General features: G+C 45.9%; 25 protein-coding genes and 1 pseudogene. 2 read left to right on the top strand and 24 right to left on the bottom strand.

Features of this window, described 5'->3' with window-relative positions:
- The first annotated feature begins 65 nt into the window (after positions 1-65).
- Both dtd and K5R16_RS13445 read left to right on the top strand, forming a co-directional pair.
- Positions 66-503 (top strand): D-aminoacyl-tRNA deacylase, encoded by a 438-nt coding sequence (dtd, locus tag K5R16_RS13450; RefSeq protein WP_220738075.1) that lies wholly within the window; start codon positions 66-68, stop codon positions 501-503.
- Positions 504-508: 5 nt separating this feature from the next.
- Positions 509-973: a thioesterase domain-containing protein gene (locus tag K5R16_RS13445; protein WP_220738074.1), complete on the top strand. Its 465-nt coding sequence runs from the start codon at positions 509-511 to the stop codon at positions 971-973.
- Between the two features lie 57 nt (positions 974-1,030).
- Here the strand turns inward: K5R16_RS13445 and K5R16_RS13440 are convergent, their stop codons facing one another.
- The 24 genes and pseudogenes from K5R16_RS13440 to K5R16_RS13325 all read right to left on the bottom strand — a co-directional run bounded on the left by K5R16_RS13440 (position 1,031) and on the right by K5R16_RS13325 (position 25,196).
- Complete coding sequence (locus K5R16_RS13440; RefSeq protein WP_220738073.1) at positions 1,031-2,398, bottom strand: DUF4397 domain-containing protein; 1,368 nt, start codon at positions 2,396-2,398, stop codon at positions 1,031-1,033.
- A 264-nt stretch (positions 2,399-2,662) separates the two neighbouring features.
- Positions 2,663-2,989, bottom strand: coding sequence for a rhodanese-like domain-containing protein (locus K5R16_RS13435; protein WP_220738072.1), 327 nt, complete (start codon positions 2,987-2,989; stop codon positions 2,663-2,665).
- 130 nt (positions 2,990-3,119) lie between these two features.
- Positions 3,120-4,361, bottom strand: a complete 1,242-nt coding sequence (locus K5R16_RS13430; protein WP_220738071.1) for a beta-ketoacyl-ACP synthase — start codon at positions 4,359-4,361, stop codon at positions 3,120-3,122.
- Complete coding sequence (locus tag K5R16_RS13425; protein WP_220738070.1) at positions 4,358-5,083, bottom strand: 3-ketoacyl-ACP reductase FabG2; 726 nt, start codon at positions 5,081-5,083, stop codon at positions 4,358-4,360. Before K5R16_RS13425 ends, K5R16_RS13430 begins: the two co-directional genes overlap by 4 nt.
- A gap of 71 nt (positions 5,084-5,154) precedes the next feature.
- Positions 5,155-5,631 (bottom strand): hotdog family protein, encoded by a 477-nt coding sequence (locus tag K5R16_RS13420; RefSeq protein ID WP_220738069.1) that lies wholly within the window; start codon positions 5,629-5,631, stop codon positions 5,155-5,157.
- Positions 5,624-6,853, bottom strand: a complete 1,230-nt coding sequence (locus K5R16_RS13415) for a beta-ketoacyl-[acyl-carrier-protein] synthase family protein (protein WP_220738068.1) — start codon at positions 6,851-6,853, stop codon at positions 5,624-5,626. Before K5R16_RS13415 ends, K5R16_RS13420 begins: the two co-directional genes overlap by 8 nt.
- A 20-nt stretch (positions 6,854-6,873) precedes the next feature.
- A complete protein-coding gene (locus tag K5R16_RS13410) occupies positions 6,874-7,497 on the bottom strand; it encodes a DUF3261 domain-containing protein (RefSeq protein WP_220738067.1) in 624 nt (207 codons plus the stop codon).
- A complete protein-coding gene (locus K5R16_RS13405; protein WP_220738066.1) occupies positions 7,485-8,741 on the bottom strand; it encodes an NAD(P)/FAD-dependent oxidoreductase in 1,257 nt (418 codons plus the stop codon). The genes K5R16_RS13410 and K5R16_RS13405 overlap by 13 nt, the downstream gene beginning before the upstream one ends.
- Complete coding sequence (locus K5R16_RS13400) at positions 8,735-11,152, bottom strand: MMPL family transporter (protein WP_220738065.1); 2,418 nt, start codon at positions 11,150-11,152, stop codon at positions 8,735-8,737. Before K5R16_RS13400 ends, K5R16_RS13405 begins: the two co-directional genes overlap by 7 nt.
- Complete coding sequence (locus K5R16_RS13395) at positions 11,149-11,874, bottom strand: outer membrane lipoprotein carrier protein LolA (protein WP_220738064.1); 726 nt, start codon at positions 11,872-11,874, stop codon at positions 11,149-11,151. The genes K5R16_RS13400 and K5R16_RS13395 overlap by 4 nt, the downstream gene beginning before the upstream one ends.
- The gene (locus K5R16_RS13390) at positions 11,871-12,341 is read right to left on the bottom strand and encodes a thioesterase family protein (protein ID WP_220738063.1); all 471 of its coding nucleotides are present in this window, start codon (positions 12,339-12,341) and stop codon (positions 11,871-11,873) included. The genes K5R16_RS13395 and K5R16_RS13390 overlap by 4 nt, the downstream gene beginning before the upstream one ends.
- A 34-nt stretch (positions 12,342-12,375) precedes the next feature.
- Positions 12,376-13,935, bottom strand: a complete 1,560-nt coding sequence (gene hutH / locus K5R16_RS13385) for a histidine ammonia-lyase (RefSeq protein ID WP_220738062.1) — start codon at positions 13,933-13,935, stop codon at positions 12,376-12,378.
- Positions 13,932-15,650 (bottom strand): glycosyltransferase, encoded by a 1,719-nt coding sequence (locus K5R16_RS13380; RefSeq protein WP_220738061.1) that lies wholly within the window; start codon positions 15,648-15,650, stop codon positions 13,932-13,934. Before K5R16_RS13380 ends, hutH begins: the two co-directional genes overlap by 4 nt.
- Complete coding sequence (locus K5R16_RS13375; protein ID WP_220738060.1) at positions 15,650-16,042, bottom strand: thioester dehydrase; 393 nt, start codon at positions 16,040-16,042, stop codon at positions 15,650-15,652. The genes K5R16_RS13380 and K5R16_RS13375 overlap by 1 nt, the downstream gene beginning before the upstream one ends.
- A complete protein-coding gene (locus K5R16_RS13370) occupies positions 16,039-17,418 on the bottom strand; it encodes an AMP-binding protein (protein WP_220738059.1) in 1,380 nt (459 codons plus the stop codon). The genes K5R16_RS13375 and K5R16_RS13370 overlap by 4 nt, the downstream gene beginning before the upstream one ends.
- Positions 17,415-17,963, bottom strand: a complete 549-nt coding sequence (locus K5R16_RS13365; RefSeq protein ID WP_220738058.1) for a hypothetical protein — start codon at positions 17,961-17,963, stop codon at positions 17,415-17,417. The genes K5R16_RS13370 and K5R16_RS13365 overlap by 4 nt, the downstream gene beginning before the upstream one ends.
- Positions 17,963-18,211: an acyl carrier protein gene (locus K5R16_RS13360; protein WP_020910524.1), complete on the bottom strand. Its 249-nt coding sequence runs from the start codon at positions 18,209-18,211 to the stop codon at positions 17,963-17,965. Before K5R16_RS13360 ends, K5R16_RS13365 begins: the two co-directional genes overlap by 1 nt.
- An 8-nt stretch (positions 18,212-18,219) precedes the next feature.
- Entirely contained in the window at positions 18,220-18,474 is a 255-nt protein-coding gene (locus K5R16_RS13355) for a phosphopantetheine-binding protein (protein WP_220738057.1), read from the bottom strand.
- Positions 18,452-19,274, bottom strand: a pseudogene (locus K5R16_RS13350) (lysophospholipid acyltransferase family protein). The gene K5R16_RS13355 and the pseudogene K5R16_RS13350 overlap by 23 nt, the downstream one beginning before the upstream one ends.
- On the bottom strand, positions 19,267-19,983 hold the full coding sequence (locus tag K5R16_RS13345; RefSeq protein WP_220738055.1) for a beta-ketoacyl synthase chain length factor: 717 nt from the start codon (positions 19,981-19,983) through the stop codon (positions 19,267-19,269). The pseudogene K5R16_RS13350 and the gene K5R16_RS13345 overlap by 8 nt, the downstream one beginning before the upstream one ends.
- Before the next feature lie 323 nt (positions 19,984-20,306).
- Complete coding sequence (locus K5R16_RS13340) at positions 20,307-21,173, bottom strand: DUF3014 domain-containing protein (RefSeq protein ID WP_220738054.1); 867 nt, start codon at positions 21,171-21,173, stop codon at positions 20,307-20,309.
- A gap of 193 nt (positions 21,174-21,366) precedes the next feature.
- Positions 21,367-23,442, bottom strand: coding sequence for an ATP-dependent DNA helicase RecG (recG, locus tag K5R16_RS13335; protein WP_220738053.1), 2,076 nt, complete (start codon positions 23,440-23,442; stop codon positions 21,367-21,369).
- A gap of 79 nt (positions 23,443-23,521) precedes the next feature.
- On the bottom strand, positions 23,522-24,118 hold the full coding sequence (locus K5R16_RS13330) for a response regulator (RefSeq protein ID WP_220738052.1): 597 nt from the start codon (positions 24,116-24,118) through the stop codon (positions 23,522-23,524).
- A 7-nt stretch (positions 24,119-24,125) separates the two neighbouring features.
- Positions 24,126-25,196, bottom strand: a complete 1,071-nt coding sequence (locus K5R16_RS13325; RefSeq protein ID WP_220738051.1) for a sensor histidine kinase — start codon at positions 25,194-25,196, stop codon at positions 24,126-24,128.
- Positions 25,197-25,200 lie beyond the last annotated feature (4 nt).

The raw sequence follows: 25,200 nt of genomic DNA, 5'->3' as shown, positions 1-25,200 counted from the left end.
CGTAAGCGAAGCATTCGTCTTCGCTTTTTTATTTAAGTTATTAATTTTTAATGGAGAGAGTGTAAGTGATTGCCTTAATTCAACGTGTAAGTGAAGCTAACGTAGTCGTTGATGGTGAAACCATTGGAGAGATCGATAAAGGTCTGCTAGTGCTATTAGGTGTGGAGCGCGAAGATGATTTAGCAAAAATGGAAAAACTTGCGACTAAGGTGATGAGTTATCGAGTCTTCTCCGATGAAAACGGTAAAATGAATCTCAATTTAGCGCAAGCTGGCGGCAGTTTATTAGTGGTGTCGCAGTTTACCTTAGCGGCAGATACTGGTCGCGGTTTACGGCCTAGCTTTTCGGGGGCAGGAACACCAGATCAAGCGCGTGAGCTTTACCAAGCTTTTGTTGATTTTTGTCTATCGAAAGGCGTTAACACACAAACTGGTGAATTTGCCGCTGACATGAAAGTCTCTTTGGTCAATGACGGCCCGGTTACCTTTAATTTGCAGGTATAGTGATTATGCGAAACCTGGCTTTTGACGAAGATAGCTTACTAAAGCAACTGCAAAGCACTTGGTATCAGACGATCCCCGTTAGTCAGTTTATGCAGATCACTCCTCTCAGTTTTTCTGGCCATAGTTTTAATGTTACTGCACCATTAACCCCCAATGTTAATCTGCATCAAACTATGTTTGCCGGTAGTATTTATACGCTTATGACCCTGACGGGTTGGGGGATGGTTTGGCTGCAACAACAACTTGCTAAGGTTGAAGGTGATATCGTACTGGCGGATGCCAATGTTCGTTATATTGCCCCTATTACTGCAGATCCTGTTGCCAAAACAGAATGGATAGATACAGATCTATCAGCATTGCAACGTGGTAAACGAATTCGAGTCAATTTATCTATAGAGCTTTGGTGTGCTGATAAACTGTGTGCCGTATTTGATGGTCGTTTCGTCAGTCTACCGAAAAGCAGTGACTAAATTTTTCACACAAAAAAGCGGCACTAGAAGCATGCCGCTTTTAAAATCTTTAGTCTTTTACTTTGCTACAAAGTCATCCATTAAAATTACACCTAACGGCACTCCGCCACCCATGTTGTCAACGGCAGCTACACTGTAGATCCCGCCAGCCATTAAGCTTACTGGTAATGGCCCAATAGCAACGGTCTTGCTGTCGTGAGGAGTCACACTTACCACATAGTCACCCGCGGTGATTGATAGAGCTCCTGAAGTTGCCATAAAGGGTACATCACTCAAGGCCGGAGTCGCATCACTGATATCGTCAGTGGCTGTTAGATAGATATCTACATTACCCGCTGAGTACGAAGTATGGGCGACATTAAGCTTGGCTGCGGTTGCTATTCTACGTGGGCTTTCCATCACAATTAACGGTGAAATGTCCGAATCAGTTAGTGAACCGACTGCGTAAGCTGAGTAGCTCATGCCCTGTTCTAAGGTCACTTCCGCTGCATCGATAACAACCACTGAATTATCGGCATCAGCGGCAACCGTCACTGTGTGGTCGCCTTCTGGTACATTTAAAAAACCAGTAACTTGTTTAAATGCGAGCATATCAACAGCAGGTGTCATGCTGCCATCTAAGAACACATCAACAGCGGGAGCATCGGCGACAGCATGAACAACACGTAGGTCGGCCCCAGCATCTTTGTCTTGAATTAGTACCTGTCCCTCAGGCAATGCTGCAAGCAGCGCGACAGGTGATGAGCCGCTCCATACATTGGTGATCGCCGTGAGCAAATAATCAGTCTGAGACATTAGCGTTACGTTGCCTGAGTCATATACCACCGCTTTTTGATCCGCAGCGGTGATACGGATTTGATATTCACCCGCAGCAAGCTCAATTTGATCTGTATATGCCATGTAATCTAGTGAAAGAGTCGGGGACATCATGCTGATATCTGCATCGACGCCTGTAACGTACACATCGACTTCACCTACACCAACGGTGCCGTGCAGTACTTGAACTCTGGCGTAATCAGCAGCGATATCAGCTTTGGCATTTTCGATTAGGGCCAGATCTAATGTATTCCCCGCTACGCTGCCGACTGCAACCGCTGTGTATTCCATATCAGCTTCAGCATCGAGGAATGCAGTGAATACCTCTTGGGTTTCATCACCCGGTAATTGAGCATCGATTGCAATATTGTATTCTGCTGAAGTTACTTGCAATAAACCTGAAGACTGAGCGTAATCGACATCTTTGAGTAACTCGCCGCCATTGGCTAAAATGTTAACCACTGGTGCATCTGCACTGGCATGAATGATGCGAACCTGCGAGAAAGTGTCGGGTTCAGGTAAAACTACTGCTTTATTGTCATCGTCACTGCTACATGCAGTTAAGGCCAGAGCTGAAATTATTAAGGCGCTAGGATATAAGCGTTGCATAGCATTTCCCTTGTTGTGTTTGGTTTCTATTCGCTATACGGCCTTTAAAAAAATAACGATCACAATTTTGTTACATATTGCATATCTTTAGTTGTTCTTTTGGGGCTGATTTATTGAGTATGTTGATGTTTATGCAGATGAAAAAAATTATTATTTTTTTGAGGATTTTTTGTTGAGGAGAGAGTTTTCTAGGTGTGTGGAAGCTTACTTTGGCTTGATAGTGATAAAGCCGCAAAGATCACGGCATCTGATTTGGGCAACGGGTTAACGTTTTGGCTCACAGGCGAGTAGATCTTTAAGTGCACCTGCGTTGACTACGCTTGGAAGGCCACTTGCCGATAGAATATCGCAGCCCTTTTGTGCTCTGATCCCTGCGCCGCAATAGAGTAAAAATATCTGCTGAGGATTGCTAACGCGAGCAACCCAAGTAGCTAAAGTATCTAGCGGAACATTAACCGCTTGTGGTAGATGCCCGCCTGCAAACTCTTGTGGGCTGCGCACATCTATTACAGTAGCGCCTTGCTCAATCAGTTGCCAACATTTATCACCAGGCTCACAATGAGACAGTTTCGACAGTGTAACTTTAGACATAAATTTTTCTCTCGTTGTGACGTCAATAATAGTGAGTCTATTAAAACTTATTATTAGACTTACTTCAATAAGATTTTACTAATCAACGTTTTTGAGAAAAAGCCACCTAGAAGGAGGCATCGTCTTAGGATTAACTAGACCACTTTTTAAAGATGAGAGAGGTGTTGATGCCACCAAAGGCAAAGTTATTACTCATGACATAATCAGTTTCAATCTGTCTAACATCATCTTTGATATAGTCGAGTTGACCGCAATCGGGATCAATCTCTTTCAGGTTTAATGTCGGTGCAAACCAACCTTGATTCATCATCTCAACACTAGCCCAGGCTTCAAGCGCCCCGCAAGCACCTAAGGTGTGTCCGGTATAACTTTTTAACGATGATATCGGCTGTGAGGCGCCAAACACTGCATGAGTCGCCTGCGTTTCGGCAATGTCACCGCGATCTGTTGCTGTGCCGTGTGCGTTGACATAGCCAATCTTATTGGCTTCGATATCAGCATCTTTGAGTGCCAACCTAATGGCTTTCTCCATGGTATCAGCATTTGGCTGGGTGACATGTAAGCCATCAGAGTTGGTGCCAAAACCGACAATTTCTGCGTAGATTTTTGCGCCGCGAGCCTGTGCATGTTCAAGCTCTTCCAGCACTAAGGTACAAGCGCCTTCTCCAATCACTAATCCGTCACGCTGTTTATCAAAAGGTTTCGGTGTTGCTGCTGGGGTATCATTTAAGGTACTGGTGGCAAACAGGGTATCGAACACCACCGCTTCTGTTGGGCAAAGCTCTTCGCCGCCGCCCGCGAGCATCAGATCTTGCTGGCCATATTTTATCGCTTCATAGGAGTAACCTATGCCTTGACTGCCAGAGGTACAAGCGCTACTAGTGGTATGCACCCGACCTTTTAAACCAAAAAATACTCCGACATTCACTGCGGTAGTATGCGCCATCATTCGAATGTAGCTGGTGGCAGTGACGCCAGACATATCGCCAGTTTTCAACATATCACCAAAGGCGATAATAGGATCTGTACTGCCGGTAGATGAGCCGTAGGCTATTCCCATCGCGCCAGAAGTGACGACTGGATCGTCTAGTAGATTGGCATCAATCAGTGCGAGCTCACTGGCGCGAGTTGCCATGATGGATACTCGTCCCATGGAGCGAATTTTTTTACGTGAATAGTGCGCTGGCTGCTGGAAATCGGTAATTGGCGCTGCTAAACGGGTATTTAGGCCATCAAATTTATCCCACTCATCAAGCCTAACAACACAGTTTTTCTGTGCTTTTAGGTTCGTTGCAATGGTTTGCCAGTCGTGGCCTAGAGCGGTTATTCCACCTATACCTGTAATCACGACTCGACGTGGCAGGTGGCTCATATCATGCCTCCATTGACCGATATAACTTGGCGAGTGATATAGGCTGCGTCATCTGACATTAAGAAGTTAGCCAGTCCTGCTATTTCAGAGGCTTTACCCATACGTCGCATTGGTACAATAGAGTTGACCATATCCTTTGGAACGTCTGACACCATATTGGTCTCGATAAGTCCAGGCGCGATGCAGTTAACGGTAATTTTACGTTTAGCTAACTCAAGTGATAGCGCTTTAGTTGCACCGATAATGCCCGCTTTTGAAGCGCTATAGTTAACTTGGCCGCGGTTACCTGCAATACCGGATACTGAAGCCATGGTGATAATGCGTCCGCCTTGCCTTGCTTGTACCATCGGCATCACTGTTGGATGGATAACATTATAAAAACCATCAAGGTTGGTATGCACTACGCTGTCCCACTCTGACTCTGTCATGGCAGGGAAGGCGGTATCACAGTTTATGCCTGCATTTAAGACAACGCCGTAATAGGCGCCATGCTGTTCAATATCTTGCTCGATAGCTTGTTTGACTGCTGCGCGATCGGCAATATCAAATTTAAGGCAAGAGACATTTGCGCCATGTTGCTCTAGCGCTTGCTGGGTTTCTTTCGCAGCGCTGATGTTTTGATAGTAATGCATGGCGATATCAAACCCTGATTCTGCCAGCTTTAATGCGACTGCTTTGCCAATACCACGGCTAGAACCGGTAATTAATATTCTTTTAGTCATCTTTTCTCCCTAACAGCCCCTTAGCGTTGATTAACGGGATTATGCTGTTTTCTGTGATGTTATTTTTATTGTTAGTCAGTGGCTTCAGCTATATAGGCTTGGGTATCTTGCGGCTGAAATACATTAACATTAGCCTCTGCAACCAGTTGCTCATTGTGCATTATCTTACAATCAAACACCGCTAGACCAGAGTCTTCTTGATAGAGGCGAGTAACATGGGTTTGATAGGTTTCACCGTCTTTAAAGTGGGGAATATGCATCTTGAGCTTGCGGGTGCCAAGCAGGAAACCAACTCTAATGATGTCATCCCTAAGACGTGCTTCTACTCCAGCTAGGGCGGCAATACTTTGCGCCATATATTCAATGCCAACATAGTTTGGGACACCTTTTAACGTTGGGTCAAAATAGGCACTTGTGCTGCTGATGACGGTTTGAGTGAGTAAGCTGTCAGCTTCAAACTCAAGTAAGTTACTTATCAGCACCATAGGTTGTCTATGGGGAATAAACTGCTCAACGTCTTGGCTGGCAAGGGTGGTTAAATCAAACATCTGCATTTGCTCGGTTAGTTGCTGCTGTACTTCTGCTGAGGATTAAGCTGGCATTGCTGCCGCCAAAGGCAAAAGAGTTACTCATAATATGCTGTAGTGGAGCACAATCTCCCTGAGCGACTAAAGGTAATACTGGGTTATTGGGATCTTGCTCTGCGTCCCACACTTGTGGTGGTAACTGATTATCAGTATTTAACTCACTAAGTAGTAGATAACAAAAAGCCGCTTCAATCGCACCTGCCGCTCCCAAGGTGTGACCAACCAACGGTTTAGTTGAACTGCATGCTGGAGGGTGATGACTAAATACGGTGTTAACGGCGCGGCTTTCCATCGCATCGTTTTTAGGTGTCGCAGTGCCATGTAAATTTAAGTAGCTAATTTGCTCCGGCGCTAACTGGGCCATCTTTAGCGCTGATTGCATAGCGGCAATGGCGCCTATACCCTCAGGATGTGGCGCAGAGATATGGTAGGCATCGCTTGATTCACCGACACCAGCTAATAATATTTCATCTTGCTCAGTTGCGCGCGCTATCAGGAACAGCGCTGCCCCTTCACCAATATTGATACCGTCACGATTGACACTAAAAGGTTGGCAGTGTCCCTTAGATATAGACTCAAGCGAGTTAAAACCATTGAGGGTTAATTGGCACAGGGAATCCACACCGCCGACAATAGCGATATCACAAAGGTCGGCATTCAGCATTCTGCGAGCACTAGCAAAGGCTTTGGCACTTGAGGAACAGGCTGTAGAAACCGTCAAACAGGGGCCGCTGAGGCCAAAGTAATGCTGTAAAAATTGGCTCGTATCGCCTAGTTCTTGCTGGGCATAATCGTATCCTGTCGGGAACTCGCCATGCTCACTGTGTTGAGCTAAAGCTTGCTCGCCTGTGGCAATACCTGAGGTGCTGGTGCCGATGATTACCGCTACTCTATCTGCGCCATATTGCTCTTTAGCTGCTAAGACTTGCTGTTCAATCTGCTTAGCGGCGACTAATGCTATTTGATTATTGCGGGTATCAAAACGCTGCCATTTGATGGCTAATGGTTGCAATACGGTACGGACTTCACCCACAAGTGCAGCACGCTCAGGCATCAAGTCGTCGCGCCATTTCATACCGTCAGTATTGGCGTTAATCAAGTTATTGAGCACGGCAGTTGGACTGTCACCTAATGGCGTACATAAACCTATTTGAGTTATTGCTATTGCAGTCTTTGAGTTCACTTTAAATCACCATAACGGGTTTATAACGGGTTGATGATGAGCTCAAAGCTCGCTGCATCTATGTTGAGTTTGACGTTAGCTGACCATGGGTCTTGCTGACTATAACTAATCGTGACAATCGGCTCATCGTCAACAGTACTGTGTTGCTTATCGACATAAAGCCTTCGGCAATAGCCTGCATCGCAATTATAGCCTTGTATATAGCCATTTTGTAGATACTGATTAATGCTGCCTTCATCCCAATAGATAAGCTGCATAATGGCAAGCAGATACTCTGCTTTAAATTGCGACCCGAGCAGTGTACTTTGCTCGCTAATGAGTTGGTGGCCGTCATAAGTGAGCGTGAATAATGGCTGTCCTAGAGGGGCTAAACCTACTAAGGTCAACTGCTGCGCAGTAAGCTCAAGTTGGGTTAACAGTTCATGCTGGCTCGATTGAGTTTTTATGGTGGCTTTTTGCGTCAGACTGCGCTCAATAATAGGCGTCAGTTGACTCTGACTGCTACCCGCTATCGGCGCTAGGCAATAACTCACATCGCTTGGAAGTTCAACGCAGGTCTGTCTTTGCACAGTATGGCTACAACCCGTTAATAGCAGTAGCCCTACAATGGCGAATGTTGCTAAGCGATACCCTAGCTGCGGCATAGTTCTACAACCATATTGAGGCGTCTTTTAGACTCGCTAACAAAAGGATTTTTTTGATCCCATGCATAGCCAGCTAAGATTGAGCAGATCATCTGCTTAATAGTGCGATCAGGGTCTTGATAGAAGATAGCTTCTTGAAAGCGGCAGTCATACCAAGCTTCCACATAGGTTCTGAAGGTATCGACCCCCTTCATCAGCGGCTCAGCATACTCAGTTTGCCAATTAATACTTTCACCATCGAGTTGCTTAACCAGCGCTTTTGCCGCTAAAGACGCGGACTGCATCGCAATGGTGACACCCGATGAAAACACAGGGTCGAGGAACTCGCCAGCGTTACCAAGTAGTGCAAATTTGTCGCTAGCTAAGGTGGTCACGTTAGCTGAGTAACCTTTTAATATGCCGCTATCATTAATCAGTTCGGCATTGGCTAACAATCGTTTAAGCCCTGGTTCTTGGGAGATCATCTCTAGCAATACATCATCAAGATTAGCGCTTAGATCGCCAAGCTGATGGGGCTCTGCCACCACGCCAACTGAGCAACGGCCATCGCTAAACGGAATAAGCCAGTACCAAATATCTTGGTTCTGTGGGTGAACGCTAATAAGGATCTTATTACGGTCAAAATCGCTACAAGTAATATTGTCTTGAATATGATTAAACACCGCTGTGCGTGTTGGTAAGCTTGATGGCTTTTCTAGCTTAAGTAATCGCGGTAATACTCGACCAAAGCCACTGGCATCAAGAATAAACTTGGCATTAACACGGTAGCTTTCGCCTGTATCACTGCTAACGGTTAGCTGTGGCTCATTGGCTAAATCTACCGACTCTACCGATTGCCCGTAACGGATCTCAACGCCTTGCTTGGTAGCCTCGTCAGCCAATAGTTTATCGAACTTTGCCCGCTCAACCTGAAAGGTGGTACCTGGACCTTGGCTAAATTTGTCTTCGAAATTAAAAGTGGTGTATTGGTCACCACATCTAAATGCGGCGCCATCTTTATATTGAAAACCCGCTTGATTGACCGCATCGAGCATATTGGCTTCTGCTATTACCTGCATACAGCAAGGTAGCAAACTCTCCCCAATAGAAAAGCGTGGAAAATGTTGCTTTTCAAGCACTAGCACACGTTTTCCTTGGGCATGCAGCAAGCTTGCTGCAATGCTACCTGATGGACCTGCACCTATAATGGCGACATCGACTTCTTCAACACTTATGGTGTTTTGATGTGCGTGAGTGCTTAGCATTCGGCTGTTTTCCTTGTGAAAATCTGAATAAAGGGAGAGAGTAAAAAGGTAAAGCTAATACCGATTAGTAGTGTTAAACCAAACGCGCTAATTGCTGGGGTTTGGCTAAAGGCGAGTAAACCAAAGGCTAGCAAGGTTGAGGTTGCTGACATTAGTACCGCCATCATCACCCCGCGAGTCTGTTGCTTGGCTTCAGCAAAAAACAGGCTGTAGTCAATACCGATCCCAAACACTAAGATCAGCGCTAAGGCGTGAAACAGCGTCAGAGGTGCCTGCAGTAAACCTAAAGCGGATAGGGTTAATAAAGCTGACAAAGCAGGCACGCAAACCACGATAGTTGCCAATTTAATGCCAAATCTCAAACTGAAAATAGCCAGTGCTGCAACCAGCGCGATAACCAGTAATGCTAAGGTGAGTTGCCGGTAATGGCTCATCAACTTTGAGATCTCAGCGACTTTATCAATCAACTGCACGTTAGGTTTATTGCTAAATAGCGCTGAGAGTTTATCAAGTTGCTTAATGCCTCCAAGCATCACAATAGCGCCGTAGTCTGAGCCTTGCTCTGGCATAAGCCATAACGGAGCTAACTGCTGGCCTGCTGCTGAGTTTAAGAATGCATTTGCGTCGATATAACGGCCATTTGCGGCACGATACTCTTCCACAAGTGGTTGAGCTATGCTCTCTTCAATACCGAGTCTGGCTAAGATTTCAGTTAAATTATCTAGATAGATCTGTTGTTGCAGCTGATAATTACTCGCTTGGGTTTTCTCACTCGGAAGAAAGCGACTTAAACTGAAATGGTTTCCTATCAACTGTTGTTTAGTTGCCGACTCAAGCTGTGGCTCGAGTTGTTCAAGCTGCAACTTAAGTGCCTCTTCACTATTAGCGTGAACCAGCAAGAACTGATTGTCAGTGCCGCCACTTAGCACTGTGCGCAGGCTGTCTTCTTGTTGCTGAATCGCTGTGGGAGTGTGCTGCAACTGCCGAATATCATCGTCACTGCGAAGTTGGTTCAATCCAATCGCTGTAAAAGTCATGCCGGCTAGTAGCCATATGCAACTGGTTAATCGAGAGGATGGCATAACACGCTTAAGCATAAAGCCTTGGTAGCGGTCGGCTATATTGAGTAGATATTGGTTATCTTTTAGATTTGCGCTGGCCAGTTTGGGGTAAGCAAACACTAAAGTTAAGTAAGCACCAATGAGCCCTGCAGCGCAGAATATAGCGACTTGCTGCATACCAGGGAAGGGCGCTAACCCTAAAGAGCCATAGGCAACAATACTAGTGATTAACGCCAGTGATATAGCAGGTAAAATAGTTAATGAGGTTTGGTTAGCATCAAGGCTCGCATTATTGAGGCGCTCGCAGTAAAAGTGAAAACAGTAATCAATGGCAATACCTATCAAGCTCGTACCAAACACCAAGGTAAGTAGATGCAGTTCGCCAAACACCAATAGAGTCAGCACGATGGCAAACAGTAGGCTGCTACTCAAGGTAATGATAGCTATGGTCAATGGCATTACAGAGCGAAAAGCCAACCACACCAATGCGATTACACCGATAAGCGAGATAAGCCCAATACTTGAGACCTCTTGCTTGGCATTATCTGTAGCCGCAGCGGCATGAAACAGTGCTCCAGCCTTGATGAAACTTATCTCTGCATTATCATCAGTAACAGCGCTCATGGCTTGATTTAATGCGGCTAATTGCTGCTGTTGAGCAGTGGGACTAAAGGCGCTTTGTAGCCCTTTGGCCATTACAATTGCGATGTACTTGGAGGAAGTATCGCTGCGGTTTTGCGGATACGTGCTCAGCAATACGCCATTTTGTACCGACAGTGATTGCTTAGGAGCAAGTGCTAACAAGTTATCAGGGTAGAGCAGCAGCGGGTCTTGGCTAATGAGGCCGCTATTGGCATAGCCAAATGCACTATAGAGTTTATGTAGACTGGCTTGAGTGAGCTGCGGCCATTGTTGTTGACTGAGCTGTTGCTGCTGCCTATCGGTGAGCAGGTTAAAGCGATAGGGGAAATAAAAAGCATTTAAAGTCTGTGCTTGCGATATATCTGCGCTGATAACATCAGTAAATACCGCTGCACTGTGTGTTTTCAACTGCTGCATTAACAGGGAAGCGCCATTAATTACTTGATTTTTATCTGCTGCAATAACCCCGATATAAAGCCTGTTGGCGAGTTGTTGTTCAACGGATGCCATTGCTCGCTGTGTCAGTGGGCTTTCGCTCACTTTGGGCAACATAGCTAAAATGTCGGTTTGAATTTTTGCACCAGACTGCCATTGAACACAGCCAGCAATTAGCGTGCTAACGACTAACGCCAACCAGATAGCGAGCTTTTTATTTGGGCTTATTTGGGATAGAAAGCCAAGTGCCACAAGCTGCAGTTTGGCGCTCATTGGCTCTCTCTGAGGTTATCTGCCATAGCGGGCGAGAAGCGCGCTTTGTCTTGCTCAGTTAATGGTTGTTCAACAAGCTCGGAAAACTCAATACGGCTGCGGTCTTGATTGTCACTAAATAGGGTCAAGGTTTGAATTTTCTGTTCACCGGTCAATACGAGTCGAGGCATGGCCTTTTGCACCATAGGGTCAATAGGGATAAGCCCTAGCTGCCATTGTGGATTGCTGCTGGTGGCACTATGGATGCTGAGCTTGAAATGCTGTTGCAGCGTGTGCAGATCGCCGCTAAGCAGTGCATTGAGTAAGGTTGGCATAAGCTGTGATAACTGGCTTGCGCTAGCAGGTTGCTGGGCGGTTACCTGTATTTGTCCTTGGCTGTCGATTTGCGTTAGCCTGCCTGCTTGTAGAATCAAGGTGCTACTAAAAGGAGATTGCTGCTGCCAAACGATACCAAGCTGCTTAGAAAATACAAAATTACCGTGGCTCACCAATGGCTTTTTGAGTACTTTTAAGTAGCGATACTGAGTAAACCGTCCCTTTGCTTGTGGACTCGGTGATAGTTGCTGCGTCAGTTGCTCAAGCTCACTACTTGATGCCTGTTGGCTAAACAAAGCGGTAAAATCTATTTGGTTATCGGCGCTAAAGCTTGCGCTACTTGCCAGTAGTAAAGTGGTTAGCAAGGTAAGTTGCTGACACACTCTTTTCAGCGGCATCAAACTCATTGGCTTATGCCCTTAGCTGATCCTGTTGCTGGGCTTGATGGTTCGACATCGGCAATTAGCGCTGCGATTTTATGCTGAAATATATCAGGGGTCACAAAGCACAGCTCTTGAGTTTGCATATCTACTGCAGCTTGGATGGTATAGCCCTTGGTAATGCGTTTTCGTGTGGTTGCATCCAACACTTGGTAGTTAATTTTAAGGCGGTTCTCCCACTCAACAATGGCCGCTTTGATAATCACTTTTTGATCGAAAGTACTCGATTGAACATACTTTATCTGCAGATCGACAATGGGCCAGCTATAGCCTGAGTTCTGCATTGCGCGGTAGCCATAATCGATCTTATCGAGTAACTGGCAGCGAGCAACCTCAAAATAGCGTAAGTAGTTGCCATGCCAAGTGATACCCATTGAATCGACATCATGGAATGGAATAACAACTTCGATCTCGGTGCTTATTATGCCTTTCATCAGTTCACAGCTCTCCGCTTAATGCTGGTATGCATTAGCATACTTCCCAATAACCCGATTGGATTTTATCTACAGTTGAGCGAAGTGTTTGCTCAAGCGGTCGGTCTTCGGTAAGTAGTTCAAAATCTTCTTCAACCTGCGCTAGCGTCTTACCTAGTGAGGGGGTGAGAGTGCTTGGCACGAGTTCTTGCTGAGCGATCCGCAAACGAATGCCTTGTGACATGGCCAGCAGCGCGGCAGCTGCCACTTGTTCCGTCAGTTGTAAAACTCGGATGCAGTCACGAGCTGAAATGGTACCCATACTGACTTTGTCTTGGTTATGGCATTCAGTTGAACGTGAAAACACGCTAGCAGGCATAGTATTTTTTAACGCTTCAGCAGTCCAAGCGGATACGCCTATTTGCACAGCTTTAAAGCCGTGGTTAATCGCTTTACGTTTACCCATGGCACCGGACAAGTTAGCTGGTAGGCCATTATTAAACTTTTGATCCATCACTAAAGCCATCTGGCGATCGATAAGGTCTGCGATGTTTGCCACTGCGTTCTTCATTGAATCCATGGCAAAGGCGATATGGCCACCATAGAAATGTCCGCCGTGTAGAATATGCTCGCCTTCTGCATCAACAATGGGGTTATCGTTGGCGCTATTTAGCTCAGTTTCGATAAACTGACGCATAAACGGCAGTGCATCTTGCAGTACGCCAATGACGTGCGGTGCGCAGCGAATTGAATACCGGTCTTGCAACCTGTCGGAATTACGCGGATGAGTGTGATGATTGAGATCTTGACGGATCCAAGTCGCGATCTGGTTTTGCCCAGGGTGCGGTTTGGCGGCAAACAAGATGTCATCAAAGTGGTTTGAATTCCCTTTTAACACGAGTGATGCCATCGCAGTAATACGGCTTGAAAGACGCGTTATATATTGGGCTCTATCGTAAGCTAAGCAGGCTAATGCAGTCATTACCGCTGTGCCATTCATTAGTGCTAAGCCCTCTTTAGGGCGCAGTGTAAGCGGCACAATACCTAGCTGCTGATAGACTTCGCTGGTTGGGCGACGTTCACCCTGATACATCACATCACGCTCACCAACTAGCACTGCCGCGAGGTAAGACAGTGGGGTTAAGTCACCACTGGCGCCGACAGAGCCTTCCTCTGGGATGACTGGAGTAATGTTAAGGTTTAGCAGTGTTTCTATGCGCTCGAGTAGCTCGTAGCTGACGCCAGATTTACCGACAGCGAGCGAGCTTAAGCGACAGGCCATTACGGCTCTTGCTTGTGGGATAGAGAGAATGTCGCCCATGCCACAACCATGAAAGCGGGTTAAATGCAGTGGTAATTCATGCACCAGATCAAGTCCAACAGTGACAGTGCAAGAGTCGCCATAACCTGTGGTTACGCCGTAGACTACGCCTTCCTCTTTTAGCAAACTGTCGATAAACCAGGCGCCTTTTTGGATGTAGGCGCGATACTCATCAGTCTGGTTTAGCTTTGCAGTTGCGCCTTTAGCAATCGCTACAACGTCTTCTAGAGACAGGTTGCGGTAACCAAATTCTACCGATTGCTTATTGGTGTTCAGGGAGCTTGCCTGTGTCATTTTTGTTGTTGTCCTTTACTGCTTTTAATGTTGGCACGTTGGACATCTTCGTCCCTGTGCCAAAAATCATAAAAATTGAACCACTGTAGTGGCTGGCGCAGCGCAAAATATTCTAAGCGCTTGCTAAAATCGAGTACCGCATTTTCTAGCCGCTCGGCGCGGCCTGCACGCGGACCTTTTAGGGTATTTGCAAAGTGGCTTACATGTACGTGATAACGCCCCTGCTCACGTAAGCAAAATAGGGTAAATACTGGGCAATCTAATAATCCAGCAAGGATAAAAGGCCCTTGGGGAAATGGCGCTTCTTTACCTAGAAATGGTGCGTATATAACCCGTCCTGCAGTTTGTGATGAGGTTCTATCTCCTGCAATCACCACCAATTCGCCCTCGTCTATCTTTTGCTGCAATAAGATCGAGGTACTTGGGCCCAGTTCCGTGACTTGAATAAGGTTCAGTGCGCTGTCTGGATTGAGTTGTTTAAGTACGCGGTTAAAGTTTTCTGCGTTGTCAGTTAGCACCATGACGTTAACTTTTACTTTACGCTGGTGGATCGATATCGCACGGCAAAGCTCTAGATTTCCTAAGTGCGAGACCAGTAAAACCGCGCCCTTTCCCGTTTCAAGCTGGTCTGTCAGTAGCTGTCTATTTGGAAAATCGACTTCAGCAAGTTTGATGCGGTCGCACCAAGCATCAATCCGATCGAGAGCGGCATTACCAAAGGCAAAAAAGTGTTTCAAGCTATCGCGCCAGCTAAGTTTATCACTAAGCAGTGGGTGGTTAGGTTGAGTTGTTTTCACTTGAGCTAAGAACTGTTTTGATGCGGCTCGGGCGGTTGTACCTGTGGCAAAAAAGTAGCAAATAACAGGATACATAATAGCGCGACATAGCCAGTGGCCGCCGTAACGATAGCTATCGGCTATGAATTTTATGCCCCAATAGTTGCCGCGCTCTTGCATACTTGACCAGTGTTTATCTTGATTACGCAGGCTCAATTTTTGCCATAAGCGCTTAGGTTGGCGTAGTAACATGCCAAAAAATAATTGGCTGTGCATCGCTGATATGCGCACATTATCTTTAAAACCTTGAAAGTGACTAATACCATCTTCAGGATAGATCACGCGGGTTGGAATATGGATAACGGGTACGCCCTGCCAATATAGGCGCACTAATACTTCGATATCGAAATCCATTCGCTCGCCAAGGGCATGGCTTAAAAATAGCTTCTCTGTTTCTGCTAAGGGGTAAACTCTAAAACCACACATAGAGTCTTGAATATCAAAGCTCAGTGTTTCTATCCAAACCCAAAAGTGGGTGATATAGCGGCCGTACAAGCGTCCTTTAGGCACAGAGTCATCATATTGTGGCAAGCCTGAAATCAAAGCCTCTGGTTCTGACTCTGCCCGCGCGAGCATAGCTGGAATATCATCGAGGTTATGTTGGCCATCGGCATCAACTTGCAACGCATGGCTAAAACCATCTTGGTAGGCGGTGCGCAGTCCTGTCATTACCGCAGCGCCTTTGCCACGGTTAAAAGGGTGGTGCAGCAGCGTTACCCAAGGATACTTGTTTGCCAGTTCAATAAGCAAAAAGCGAGTTTCATCATCGCTGCCGTCATTCACTAAGTAACAGGGCAGAGCAAGCGCATCCAGTTTAGCAAGCGTTTCAGCAATAGCTGCTCGGTGATTGTAATTGGGAATGACCAAGGCAATACGCATTAACCATTTACCTCATCCGTGGTTTGGAGAGTAGTTTGCTCCGCTTTATTGAGTACTATTCGCCCCGATGCAAAGCGCTTTTCTCCATCACTATAAGCAAAAATAAGCTTGGCTTTAGCGGCGTTGTGGCTGATGGTTAAATCCACCTGAGTATCAGGTAGCATCAGCTGTTGGAATTTGAGGACTTCAAGCACTGCCACATTACAGTCGTAGCCAAAGTGTAGGCAACCGAGTTTGATGGCCCAATCAAGCTGAGTGACCCCTGGCAATACTGGTTGCTCGGGAAAGTGGCCGCTAAAGTACTCGAGATCGGCTGCGATATTGAGGCGCCAGCAAATAGAATCGATATCAGTCTGAGTGCTGATAATGGCTGGAAGTGCTGATTTAATCATTTGCTTTTAAACTTATCGATATCAAATAAAGCTAACATTGTGTGGTGCACGCGTTTACCTTGTGGATCCAGTGGTAGTTGCTCTGGATAGCGCCAGCGTCTTGGCAGTGTAACGCGTTCAAACTGAGATAATAGGTGCTGCTTAAACTGGTTGTTGAGCGCTAATTTCCCATCTGACTCTAGCAATTCTATACCTTGTGGAGAAAGCTCAATTGCCGCGCCCAATTGGGTTCTAGGTTGCTCTAACATCAGTAAAGCTGCTTTGCTAACGTAAGGGTGGCTCTCTAACAATGACTCCATTTGCACCAGCGATAAGCGTTTTTCTTCAACTTTGATGATGCGATCTAGGCGCCCTTCGAGCGTAAATTTATCATCGGCCACAATGCTAATTTTATCTTCACACCTCAGCCAATTATCATCCTCTAAATAAGGGGAGCGAAGCTGCAGTGCACCATCGGCGGCATCACGCTTAATCTCTATCTTGGCAAAAGTTTGCCAAGGTTCTAAAGGGGAGTGTTGTTGTCTATAACCAACTCCTCCGGTTTCAGTGCTACCAAACACCTCTGTGGGTAACTTACCGTAACAATGTTTAATCGCCATGGCAGCGTCAAAGTTTAACGGGCCGCCAGAGCTAAATACTAAGCTTGGCGCGCGAAGTTGCCGCTCGTTATCAAGTGCGTCGGGTAAACGAGACAGTTGTGCAGGGCTGCTGATTAAGCAGAGATTTGGAAATAGGTTTGCATAATAGCTCAGGGTTTCGGGGTATTCGACAAGGTCGCTCAGGAATGGGCGACTGGCAGCCAAAGGCCAAAGAATTTTAAATAACAGACCATAAATATGTTGGTGTGAAACGGTGGAGATCACACTACAGTGAGGCAAATGTTCGGCAAAGGTATGCTCTAGCACACTGACCTCAGCATCTAGCTGGCTAAGTGACTTGGCAATTTTCTTAGGTTTACCGCTGCTACCGGAGGTAAATAGAACCAGTTCGCCCCATTGCGCCAATTGAGGCCAGGCCGATGTTGGCAGGTTGAGCTCTTTATCTAGGCGCAGAAAAGCTTTGCCTTCACAGAGAGGTAGATCTGAAATCACCCCTTCAAACTCATGAGTCAATTCACTTAATGTTCCAGCTTGAGTATTGGCTGGTAAGATAATCTGTTTGCCAGCGAGTAAACCTGCACAGAGGCCGACGGCAAACATATCACTGCTGTCACAACTAAGTAGCCAGCGTTTCTCTATTGAGCTGACTAACTGCTGATGTAAGTGAGCCACTTGGCTGCTGAATACGGAACCAGTCACAATATTGTGATGGTTGAAGCTGATCAACTGCTGTGCGGATGGCCCTTGAGACAACCAAGATTTAAGTAATTGAGTCATGTCTTTTTTAACCACAATGTTCTGTATAACCACTCTAGTGCGAGCAGTAAACCGATAAGCAAATAGGCGATTAAACCGTTATAGAGTGTCCAAGTCGCTAAATCTGTATAGAGCGCGGTATAAAGTGCCACGCTTGCATTGAAAATAAACAGTCCACACCAAATCAGCGTTACTTTATTGAGATAGCCAACAGCTGTCTGTGGCAGATCGGGCTCTTTTAGTCTAGCTAACTGTTCGATCATGCTAGGACCGCGAAGCAGTGAGTAGCTAAATAGCCCTAACATGGTGAGGTTAATCACCACTGGATAGAACAATAGAAGATCATGCTCCCTGGCGAAAAAGCTACCTGCAGTAAGGCCAATACCAATAAATATCGGTAGGCGTAATGCTTTAAGTTTCTGCTTTTGCAGCATTAAGCGCAGTAGTAATACTGCACATAGCAGCAGTGCTATTGTACCGCCGGGCAAATAGTGCAAACCGAAGTAGACGGCTAGTGGGTAGCCAATAACCACCAAGCTGGTCACTACTTGCAAAAATAGCCGCATTAGCCTTTAACTAAACCTTCAATCGCAGTGACGACATCACCGACGCTACGGACTGCTTTGAACTCTTCAGGCTTAATTTTTTTACCTGTCATCTGTTGCAGTTTGATCACTAGATCGACTGCATCAATACTGTCTAGATCTAGTTCTTCATAGAGTGATGCCTCTAACGTTATATCGTCTGCTTCTACTTCAAATTCATCAACTAAGATGTGAGTCAGTGCTTCTAGGATCTGTTCACGAGTTTGCATAATATCTCCTACACTCGCTGTGACTTAACAAAGTTTGCTAAGCTAGCAACGCTGTAAAAATGCAATTTGGTTGCTTCAGAATTTGCTTCAATTTTTACATCGAACTGCTTCTTGATGGCTAAACCAAGTTCAAGGGCATCAATAGAGTCTAATCCCAATCCTTCGCCAAATAGCGCTGCATCGGCATCAATATCATCAATAGTGACATCTTCAAGATCAAGACTGTCGATGATCAATTGTTTAATTTCGTTTTCTAAGCTCATAAGTATTTATCTAATTGTTGTTTATAATATTCTTCAAGATCACGAGTCATTTGGCGAGCCATTTTAGCATCGCCACCCGCAGTAGCATCATAGCGTAGATAGGGCAGTTTTTCGCCTACTTCGATATGCATGCCGATTGTGCGTCTAGGTAGTTGATACCAAGACTCTTGTTTACTGAAACCTACACAGTTGGTTTTAAGTAATAGGGGTAAAAGATCACTTTGGGTACGGATGGTAATATTAGCCGCTCCGCGGGCGAAGTTATTGACTCGTTTTCCGATAACCGTGCGAGTACCCTCAGGGAAAATAATCAGGTTATTGCCTCGGTTTAACACCTCTTTACAGTCAGCTAATAACAACTCTGCACCTCGGTTAGGGATATAACCGGCACTCGATACGACGCCACGCATAAACGGATTACGCCATATGCCTTGTTTAACAATACAGCTGGTATTGGGCATTAAGCTAATCAGCACAACGACATCAACAAGCGTTGGATGATTAGAGGTGACAATTATACCTTTGGCATCTTGTAGCTGTTGTAGATCGCCATGGCTCACTTTGATCAAACCTGCCCAAGTTAGCATGTGAACAAAGCCCTTAAACATAATATGAACGGCATACTGCACTCGTTCTATACGTTGTGTGGTTGTGCCTGGCCAAAACCTGAGAATGGGCAAAATGGTTAATGAGCTGAGTAGGCCGCCAAGGCCAAAAACGATATAGCACAAAGTGCCACCTAACCAGCGTGGTAGGTAAGCGATGCCTGATAGCCGAGCAGGAGCAGGCTGTCTAGTCAAAACTTACGCTCCAGTGCGCGCCAGAGAAGTTACCAGAGATCGCCGTTTTATTGGCAATACTGGCGAGCAATTCTACGAGTGTTAGCGGGTTTACCTCTGCCTGTATTGGTTTCAAATCGATTTGGGCAAGCGCAACATGTTGAGTGTTACTCGGCGCAATCACAAAGGCTGCAGAAATTGGCCACTCAGGCTCGCTAGCAAACTGCTGGTAGATATCTGGGACAGTATCGTCGGCATAAGAAAGCAGTAGCGGCTCAGGATCATCAACTAACAATGCATATGCTTCGATAAATGCCTGATAAAGCGTTTCACTTCCTGCTGCAATGGAGGTTGATGCATTTTGGTTTTGATTCACAATGCTATAGATACCGCTGGCAGTATTATGTACTGATTGGCTAAATGCAGTTGGCGATAGAGGAGACTGTTCGACAATGTCGTTGAGCAAGTTTATGGTGCGGTTTATCTCTCCATGTTGTGAGGCAAAAATGCTGCGGCATTGCGCGGGTGGCTCACATTGAAAAATCGAATCCAGGACTATTTTTGTCAGCTTACTCAGGCGGCGGCGTTGCATTGCAGGAACTTGTGGCAATTTAGGCGCAGCCGTTGTTGTCGCTCCAATATCAGATATCGCAGCAGGCCAAGCTTGCCAGTCAGCTTTATGCTGATACTGCGGCGACCAAGCGCCCCATGAAAGAATGCTAAACTTCATTGCACTGCCTCACATACGAATATCCGTTCGTAGTGCCTAAAATAGAATGTGTAAGTGACTGATTTATTAAATTATAAACCAAATATGCTGAACGAGCGTCAAATAAGTACATAATCAGCGGAGATTACTTGTGATGGGGAGTAATCTCCTACCACCAAAAGTACGCTGTTGAGGCGTCATTCTACAACAGAATATGTTTGAACAAGAAGTGTTTTAAGATACGACTGTAACTTAATGCGACAGGTGGTTATCGATGTGTAGAGGTAAGGTAAGGGCTCTGTTGTTTAAGAGCCCTTAATAGAGTTTTAAATATTGTTAACAGATCAATTTAGGTGCTTTTGTAGTCGACGTAGTGCCGATTTCACTTTACGAGAATTCTCGGGTCCCATACGGATCATCAACTTTTGTGCATTCGGTAGCGCTTCTAAATTCGGATCAACAAACTGGTAGTTTACGCTGACGCCATCGAGCTCAATAGGCTGCTCAATAATAGGCGCATCCAGCATGATAGCGATAGCCTGCTGCATTCTTTCATCAAATGAGGTGTCGTTATAGCCGAGTTCACTAAATGCTTCACCTAATAGTGGAGTCATCTCTTTGTAACTTTTAGCTAATTCCTCTTCATTTAGGCTGGCAAGAAAGTCAGCGTACAGATCATAACGATGGTAGCTATCAGGATCGACATAGGTTTTGTTCGCTATTTCCGACACCGTGAAGCTGTTATTTGGTGCTTTCAATGGACTCACTTTACGAGCCAGTTCCCCTTGAGCCAAGTTATCTACAAACACCACAAACTGGCGTACAACATTATCTTCAATCATCAGTGGCTCAATGGCCATTCCGTCGGCGATGTCTATCGCCTTTTGATGAATATAAGCGTCACTGTCGGCAAGAGCGGGAAGGGGCTCCACTTCAGGAACGGGCTCCACTTCAGGTAGCTGCACAGGTTCAACGATTTCAGGCTCTGGTTCAGGCAAAATCGCTTCTGTTTCAAGCGGTTCTTCTGGGATTGGATCTGGCACGATTACTGGTGCAATAATCTGTGGCTCTTCACTCTTATCATCACCACTTAAATAGTAGTAACCTCCAACAGAGATCAACACAACTGCGGCAATGGCAATAATTGCTAGGCCATTTGTACCTGAGGATTTCTCCTGAGGTGTAATTCTATCTTCTTGACTGAGTTGCATTTAGTTTCCTCTGCTACCGCACGATGATCGTTATAGTGGTAATGCATTTGCTATTCACCCATTTTGCAAAATTAAACAGGCTTGTCTATAGGTTGAAGCTCTATTAAGGATATTTAATTTGTATCAATCTTTAAACATAGTTGAATTGCCATACAGAGTATGGCGCTATTGGCTGGTTGCAGTGATATATCCTTTAAGCTTGGACAAATTGCTCACGATCACCAAGCCAGCGTTGAATAATGGCATCGACACTGTCTGGAGCTTGCTGCATAACATGCGGCGCAAGCTTTTGCACATGAGGGATTAACGCTTGATCGCGCATTAAATCTGCGATTTTCATATCTGCAACCCCCGTTTGCTTTGTACCTAATACTTCCCCCGGGCCGCGGATCTCTAAATCTCGCTGTGCAATAACAAAACCGTCGTTACTTTGCCTTAATACACCTAAGCGCTTAGTTGCAGTGGCTGACAGCGGCGGCTTATACATCAATACGCAATGGCTGGCGATGGCACCACGGCCAACACGGCCTCTAAGCTGATGCAGTTGAGCTAGTCCTAGACGCTCAGGGTTTTCAATAATCATTAAACTGGCATTGGGCACATCAACACCGACTTCAATCACAGTTGTCGCAACGAGCAAGTGCACTTCGCCCGCTTTAAAGCTTGCCATGATCTGTTGTTTCTCTGCAGGTTTCATTCGGCCGTGCACTAAACCTACTTTTAACTCGGGCAGGGCAAGTTTGAGCTCCTCTGCGGTGTCTTCTGCAGCTTGGCATTCTAATGCCTCAGACTCCTCAATGAGGGTACATACCCAATAGGCTTGGCGATTATCGTTAACGGCTGCCTGGCGTACTCTGTCGATAACTTCTTCACGGCGCTGATCTGATACTGCGACGGTGGTTACAGGAGTTCGTCCTGGTGGCAGTTCATCAATGACTGAGGTGTCGAGATCGGCGTAAGCTGTCATCGCTAAAGTTCGCGGAATAGGCGTTGCGGTCATAATCAGCTGATGCGGATGAAAGCCTTGACTGACACCTTTCTCGCGCAAGCCTAAGCGCTGATGAACACCAAATCGATGTTGCTCATCGATGATGATTAACGCGAGCTTATTAAACACCACTTGCTCTTGAAATATAGCATGGGTGCCAATGACTATATTGGCGGCACCCGATTCAATATCGGCCAAAGATTGCGTTCTAGCTTTACCTTTTAACTTGCCTGCTAGCCAACCGACTTTAAGGCCTAGCGGTTCAAACCAGCTTCTAAAGTTGACGGCATGTTGTTCGGCAAGTAGCTCTGTTGGTGCCATCATCGCGACTTGGTAACCGCTCTCGATAGCTTGCAAAGCGGCTAGCGCTGCCACTAAGGTTTTACCTGAACCAACATCGCCCTGAACAAGGCGCATCATAGGTTCTGCCTTTTCGAGATCGCGAGTGATGTCGCTAACCACACGTTGCTGCGCCCCTGTTGGTTTAAAAGGCAGCGATGCTAAAAATGGGTTTAGCAGTTGACCTGTCGCCGACATACTAACGGCTTTATCGCGGCGGGTGCGCTGGCGAAGGCGCAACATACTTAAATTGTGCGCCAGCAACTCCTCTTGGATAAGGCGTTGCTGTGCGGGGTGAGTACCGTTTTCCAGATCAAACAGCGACACTTGATTATTTGGACGGTGCAATAGCTGCAGTGCCTGTTTCAGCTCCATCTGATTGGGCTGAAGATTACTTGGTAGTAACTCTGGTAATCCGCCGTTGGCTAACATCATTAGTGCTTGTTCCGTTAGCTTAATCCAACTGGCTTGTTTAAGACCTTCGGTTGTTGGATAGACAGGAGTAAGTGTGTCACTTAATGGTGTAGGGTCATCAATGGCAACTAATTTGTATTCCGGATGAATGATCTCATTGAAGTGTTTACCGCGGCGGATTTCACCATAGGCGCGGATAACACTACCCGTTTGTAGGCCATTTCTTTGTGCAACTGAGAAGTTGAAAAACCTCAGGGTTAAACTGCCAGTATCATCCCGCACAGTACAGGTAAGCATGCGCTTACGTCCCTGCAATACTTGGCTGGATTGGATCACTGCCTCTACTGTGCCGTAGCTGCCAGGGTAGAGTGAGGCAATCGGGTAAATTTGAGTACGATCTTCATAGCGCAGCGGCAGGTGAAACAACAGATCTTGCACTGTTGTGATCCCCAGCTTTGCTAATCTCTCGGCCATCTTTTTAGCGACGCCCTTGAGTTCTGTTATCGGAACAAGATCGAGTCTCTGCAAACGTTTAGCACTCAAACACTGTAAATTTATACATATATTATCAGAGATATGGTTTTACGCAAATCTGGGCTTTTTTATATTAAAGCCAACCTTTTTGTTGGGCGATTCTAGCGGCATCAATACGGTTTGTAGCGTGTAGTTTACTGATCGCTTCAGAGAGGTAATTTCGTACTGTTCCTTCAGCAATAAATAGTGTTGCGGCAATGTCTGAAGTGGATCTCCCTTCGCCTGCAAGCTTCAGTGCTTTACGCTCTTTGTCATTGAGTGGATCCGACTCTCCTACCGCCATGATGGCCAGCTCTGGATCGATAATGCGTTTCCCTGCCATCACTTGGTTTATCGCTTTGATTAAGGTGTCTGATGGCGCATCTTTTAGTAAAAAGCCGCCAACCCCAGATTCTATGGCGCGTTTTATATATCCGGCTCTGCCAAAAGTAGTGATGACCACAATCTTTAATTTTGGCTTATTTTGGTGGCACCAGTTTGCCAGATCTAAACCACTGAGACCTGGCATCTCAATATCGGTGAGTAACAGCTCAAATTCAGAAGTCTTTAATAGCGCTAGCGCTTCATCTCCATCTGCGGCTTGGGTAATGTCAAATTCGCCACTCAATGATAACAGTGCTGAAAGTGCGCCTCGCACCATGGCTTGGTCTTCTGCTAATAAAATTCTCACCTAAGAGTTATCCTTGTGTCGGCAGACTAATCGTAAATTGGCAATCAGGATCTAAACTCCAACTGAGTGCACCTTTAAATTTAGCGAGTCTTTCGTTGATCCCAGTCAGTCCATTACCCTGCTCAATTTGACTTGGACAGCCATCATCACTGATGACAATTCGGAGTTCTGTTGTGGTTTGCTCAAAGTGTAACTCGCAGCGAGTTCCTTTGCTATGACGGACAATATTGCTGCAAAGCTCGGTTAAACTTAAGATCAGTTGGGTTTCTAACTCGGGATCTAATTTAGGGATCTCGCCAAATAAGCTCACACTCAAGCCTTTGTCACGCAGAGTCTGGCAAAGCTGGGTAACGCTGGCGGCCAAGCCTTTGTGTTTGTAGCCTGATACTGTTTGGCGGATCTGACTTAAGCTGTCTCTAGCAATACAATTAAGCTCTGTTAATTGCTGCCTTGCTTGTTCAGTTTGATTATTGGCGATGAGCTTTTCAGCCAGCTCTGCTTTTAAAGAGATGGATGAAAGGCTGTGTCCCATGATGTCGTGCAGATCGCGAGCTATTCGTTCTCGTTCTAACATTGTTGCCAGCTGTTTGATCTCTGCTTGGCTCTTTTTTTCCTTACATTTATGCTCGACTCTTTTACGCTCCGCTACACCGAAAAGACCGATTCCGGCAATGAGTCCAGCGCCATAAATCACCCAATAGTAATGGTCAACGTTGAGCCCAGCGTTAAGTAGCGATAGTAGTGTTATGAGCCCAATTAAGCTGAAAATGGCGGTTCTTAGCGGGTAGAAAAACCCGATAAAGAAGCCAGCAAAGGTGAACAGTGATAGTGAACCAGTATTAATTGGTGTGACAAGTACGCCAATGGTTATCATCGCCAAAATCGGCCGGTAGGCATTAGCCGTGGTTGAACGGTAAGCCCAAAAATAGCAATAAACAAAAGGGATTAAAGCCGCTAAGCTTAAGGCTATCTCCCAAGGCAGCATGTTTGTAACGAAGATGGGGATAAGATAAAAAACCAGATTAACTAGGTAAACCCAGGCAAATTTATCCTCTTTTGATTGAGCTGACTCAGTCATGAAA

Source organism: Shewanella sp. c952 (assembly GCF_019654975.1).
Classification (GTDB): Bacteria; Pseudomonadota; Gammaproteobacteria; order Enterobacterales; family Shewanellaceae; genus Shewanella.
The sequence above is the reverse complement of the archived record's forward strand: the minus strand, read 5'-3'. Positions and strand labels throughout refer to the sequence as shown.

Excerpts from the sequence above, each read along its gene's own strand:
- K5R16_RS13445 (WP_220738074.1), top strand. The coding sequence starts at position 509 with ATGCGAAACCTGGCTTTTGACGAAGATAGCTTACTAAAGCAACTGCAA.
- K5R16_RS13440 (WP_220738073.1), bottom strand. The coding sequence starts at position 2,398 with ATGCAACGCTTATATCCTAGCGCCTTAATAATTTCAGCTCTGGCCTTA.
- K5R16_RS13435 (WP_220738072.1), bottom strand. The coding sequence starts at position 2,989 with ATGTCTAAAGTTACACTGTCGAAACTGTCTCATTGTGAGCCTGGTGAT.
- K5R16_RS13430 (WP_220738071.1), bottom strand. The coding sequence starts at position 4,361 with ATGAGCCACCTGCCACGTCGAGTCGTGATTACAGGTATAGGTGGAATA.
- K5R16_RS13425 (WP_220738070.1), bottom strand. The coding sequence starts at position 5,083 with ATGACTAAAAGAATATTAATTACCGGTTCTAGCCGTGGTATTGGCAAA.
- K5R16_RS13420 (WP_220738069.1), bottom strand. The coding sequence starts at position 5,631 with ATGTTTGATTTAACCACCCTTGCCAGCCAAGACGTTGAGCAGTTTATT.
- K5R16_RS13410 (WP_220738067.1), bottom strand. The coding sequence starts at position 7,497 with ATGCCGCAGCTAGGGTATCGCTTAGCAACATTCGCCATTGTAGGGCTA.
- K5R16_RS13405 (WP_220738066.1), bottom strand. The coding sequence starts at position 8,741 with ATGCTAAGCACTCACGCACATCAAAACACCATAAGTGTTGAAGAAGTC.
- K5R16_RS13400 (WP_220738065.1), bottom strand. The coding sequence starts at position 11,152 with ATGAGCGCCAAACTGCAGCTTGTGGCACTTGGCTTTCTATCCCAAATA.
- K5R16_RS13395 (WP_220738064.1), bottom strand. The coding sequence starts at position 11,874 with ATGAGTTTGATGCCGCTGAAAAGAGTGTGTCAGCAACTTACCTTGCTA.
- K5R16_RS13390 (WP_220738063.1), bottom strand. The coding sequence starts at position 12,341 with ATGAAAGGCATAATAAGCACCGAGATCGAAGTTGTTATTCCATTCCAT.
- hutH (WP_220738062.1), bottom strand. The coding sequence starts at position 13,935 with ATGACACAGGCAAGCTCCCTGAACACCAATAAGCAATCGGTAGAATTT.
- K5R16_RS13380 (WP_220738061.1), bottom strand. The coding sequence starts at position 15,650 with ATGCGTATTGCCTTGGTCATTCCCAATTACAATCACCGAGCAGCTATT.
- K5R16_RS13375 (WP_220738060.1), bottom strand. The coding sequence starts at position 16,042 with ATGATTAAATCAGCACTTCCAGCCATTATCAGCACTCAGACTGATATC.
- K5R16_RS13370 (WP_220738059.1), bottom strand. The coding sequence starts at position 17,418 with ATGACTCAATTACTTAAATCTTGGTTGTCTCAAGGGCCATCCGCACAG.
- K5R16_RS13365 (WP_220738058.1), bottom strand. The coding sequence starts at position 17,963 with ATGCGGCTATTTTTGCAAGTAGTGACCAGCTTGGTGGTTATTGGCTAC.
- K5R16_RS13360 (WP_020910524.1), bottom strand. The coding sequence starts at position 18,211 with ATGCAAACTCGTGAACAGATCCTAGAAGCACTGACTCACATCTTAGTT.
- K5R16_RS13355 (WP_220738057.1), bottom strand. The coding sequence starts at position 18,474 with ATGAGCTTAGAAAACGAAATTAAACAATTGATCATCGACAGTCTTGAT.
- K5R16_RS13345 (WP_220738055.1), bottom strand. The coding sequence starts at position 19,983 with ATGAAGTTTAGCATTCTTTCATGGGGCGCTTGGTCGCCGCAGTATCAG.
- K5R16_RS13340 (WP_220738054.1), bottom strand. The coding sequence starts at position 21,173 with ATGCAACTCAGTCAAGAAGATAGAATTACACCTCAGGAGAAATCCTCA.
- K5R16_RS13325 (WP_220738051.1), bottom strand. The coding sequence starts at position 25,196 with ATGACTGAGTCAGCTCAATCAAAAGAGGATAAATTTGCCTGGGTTTAC.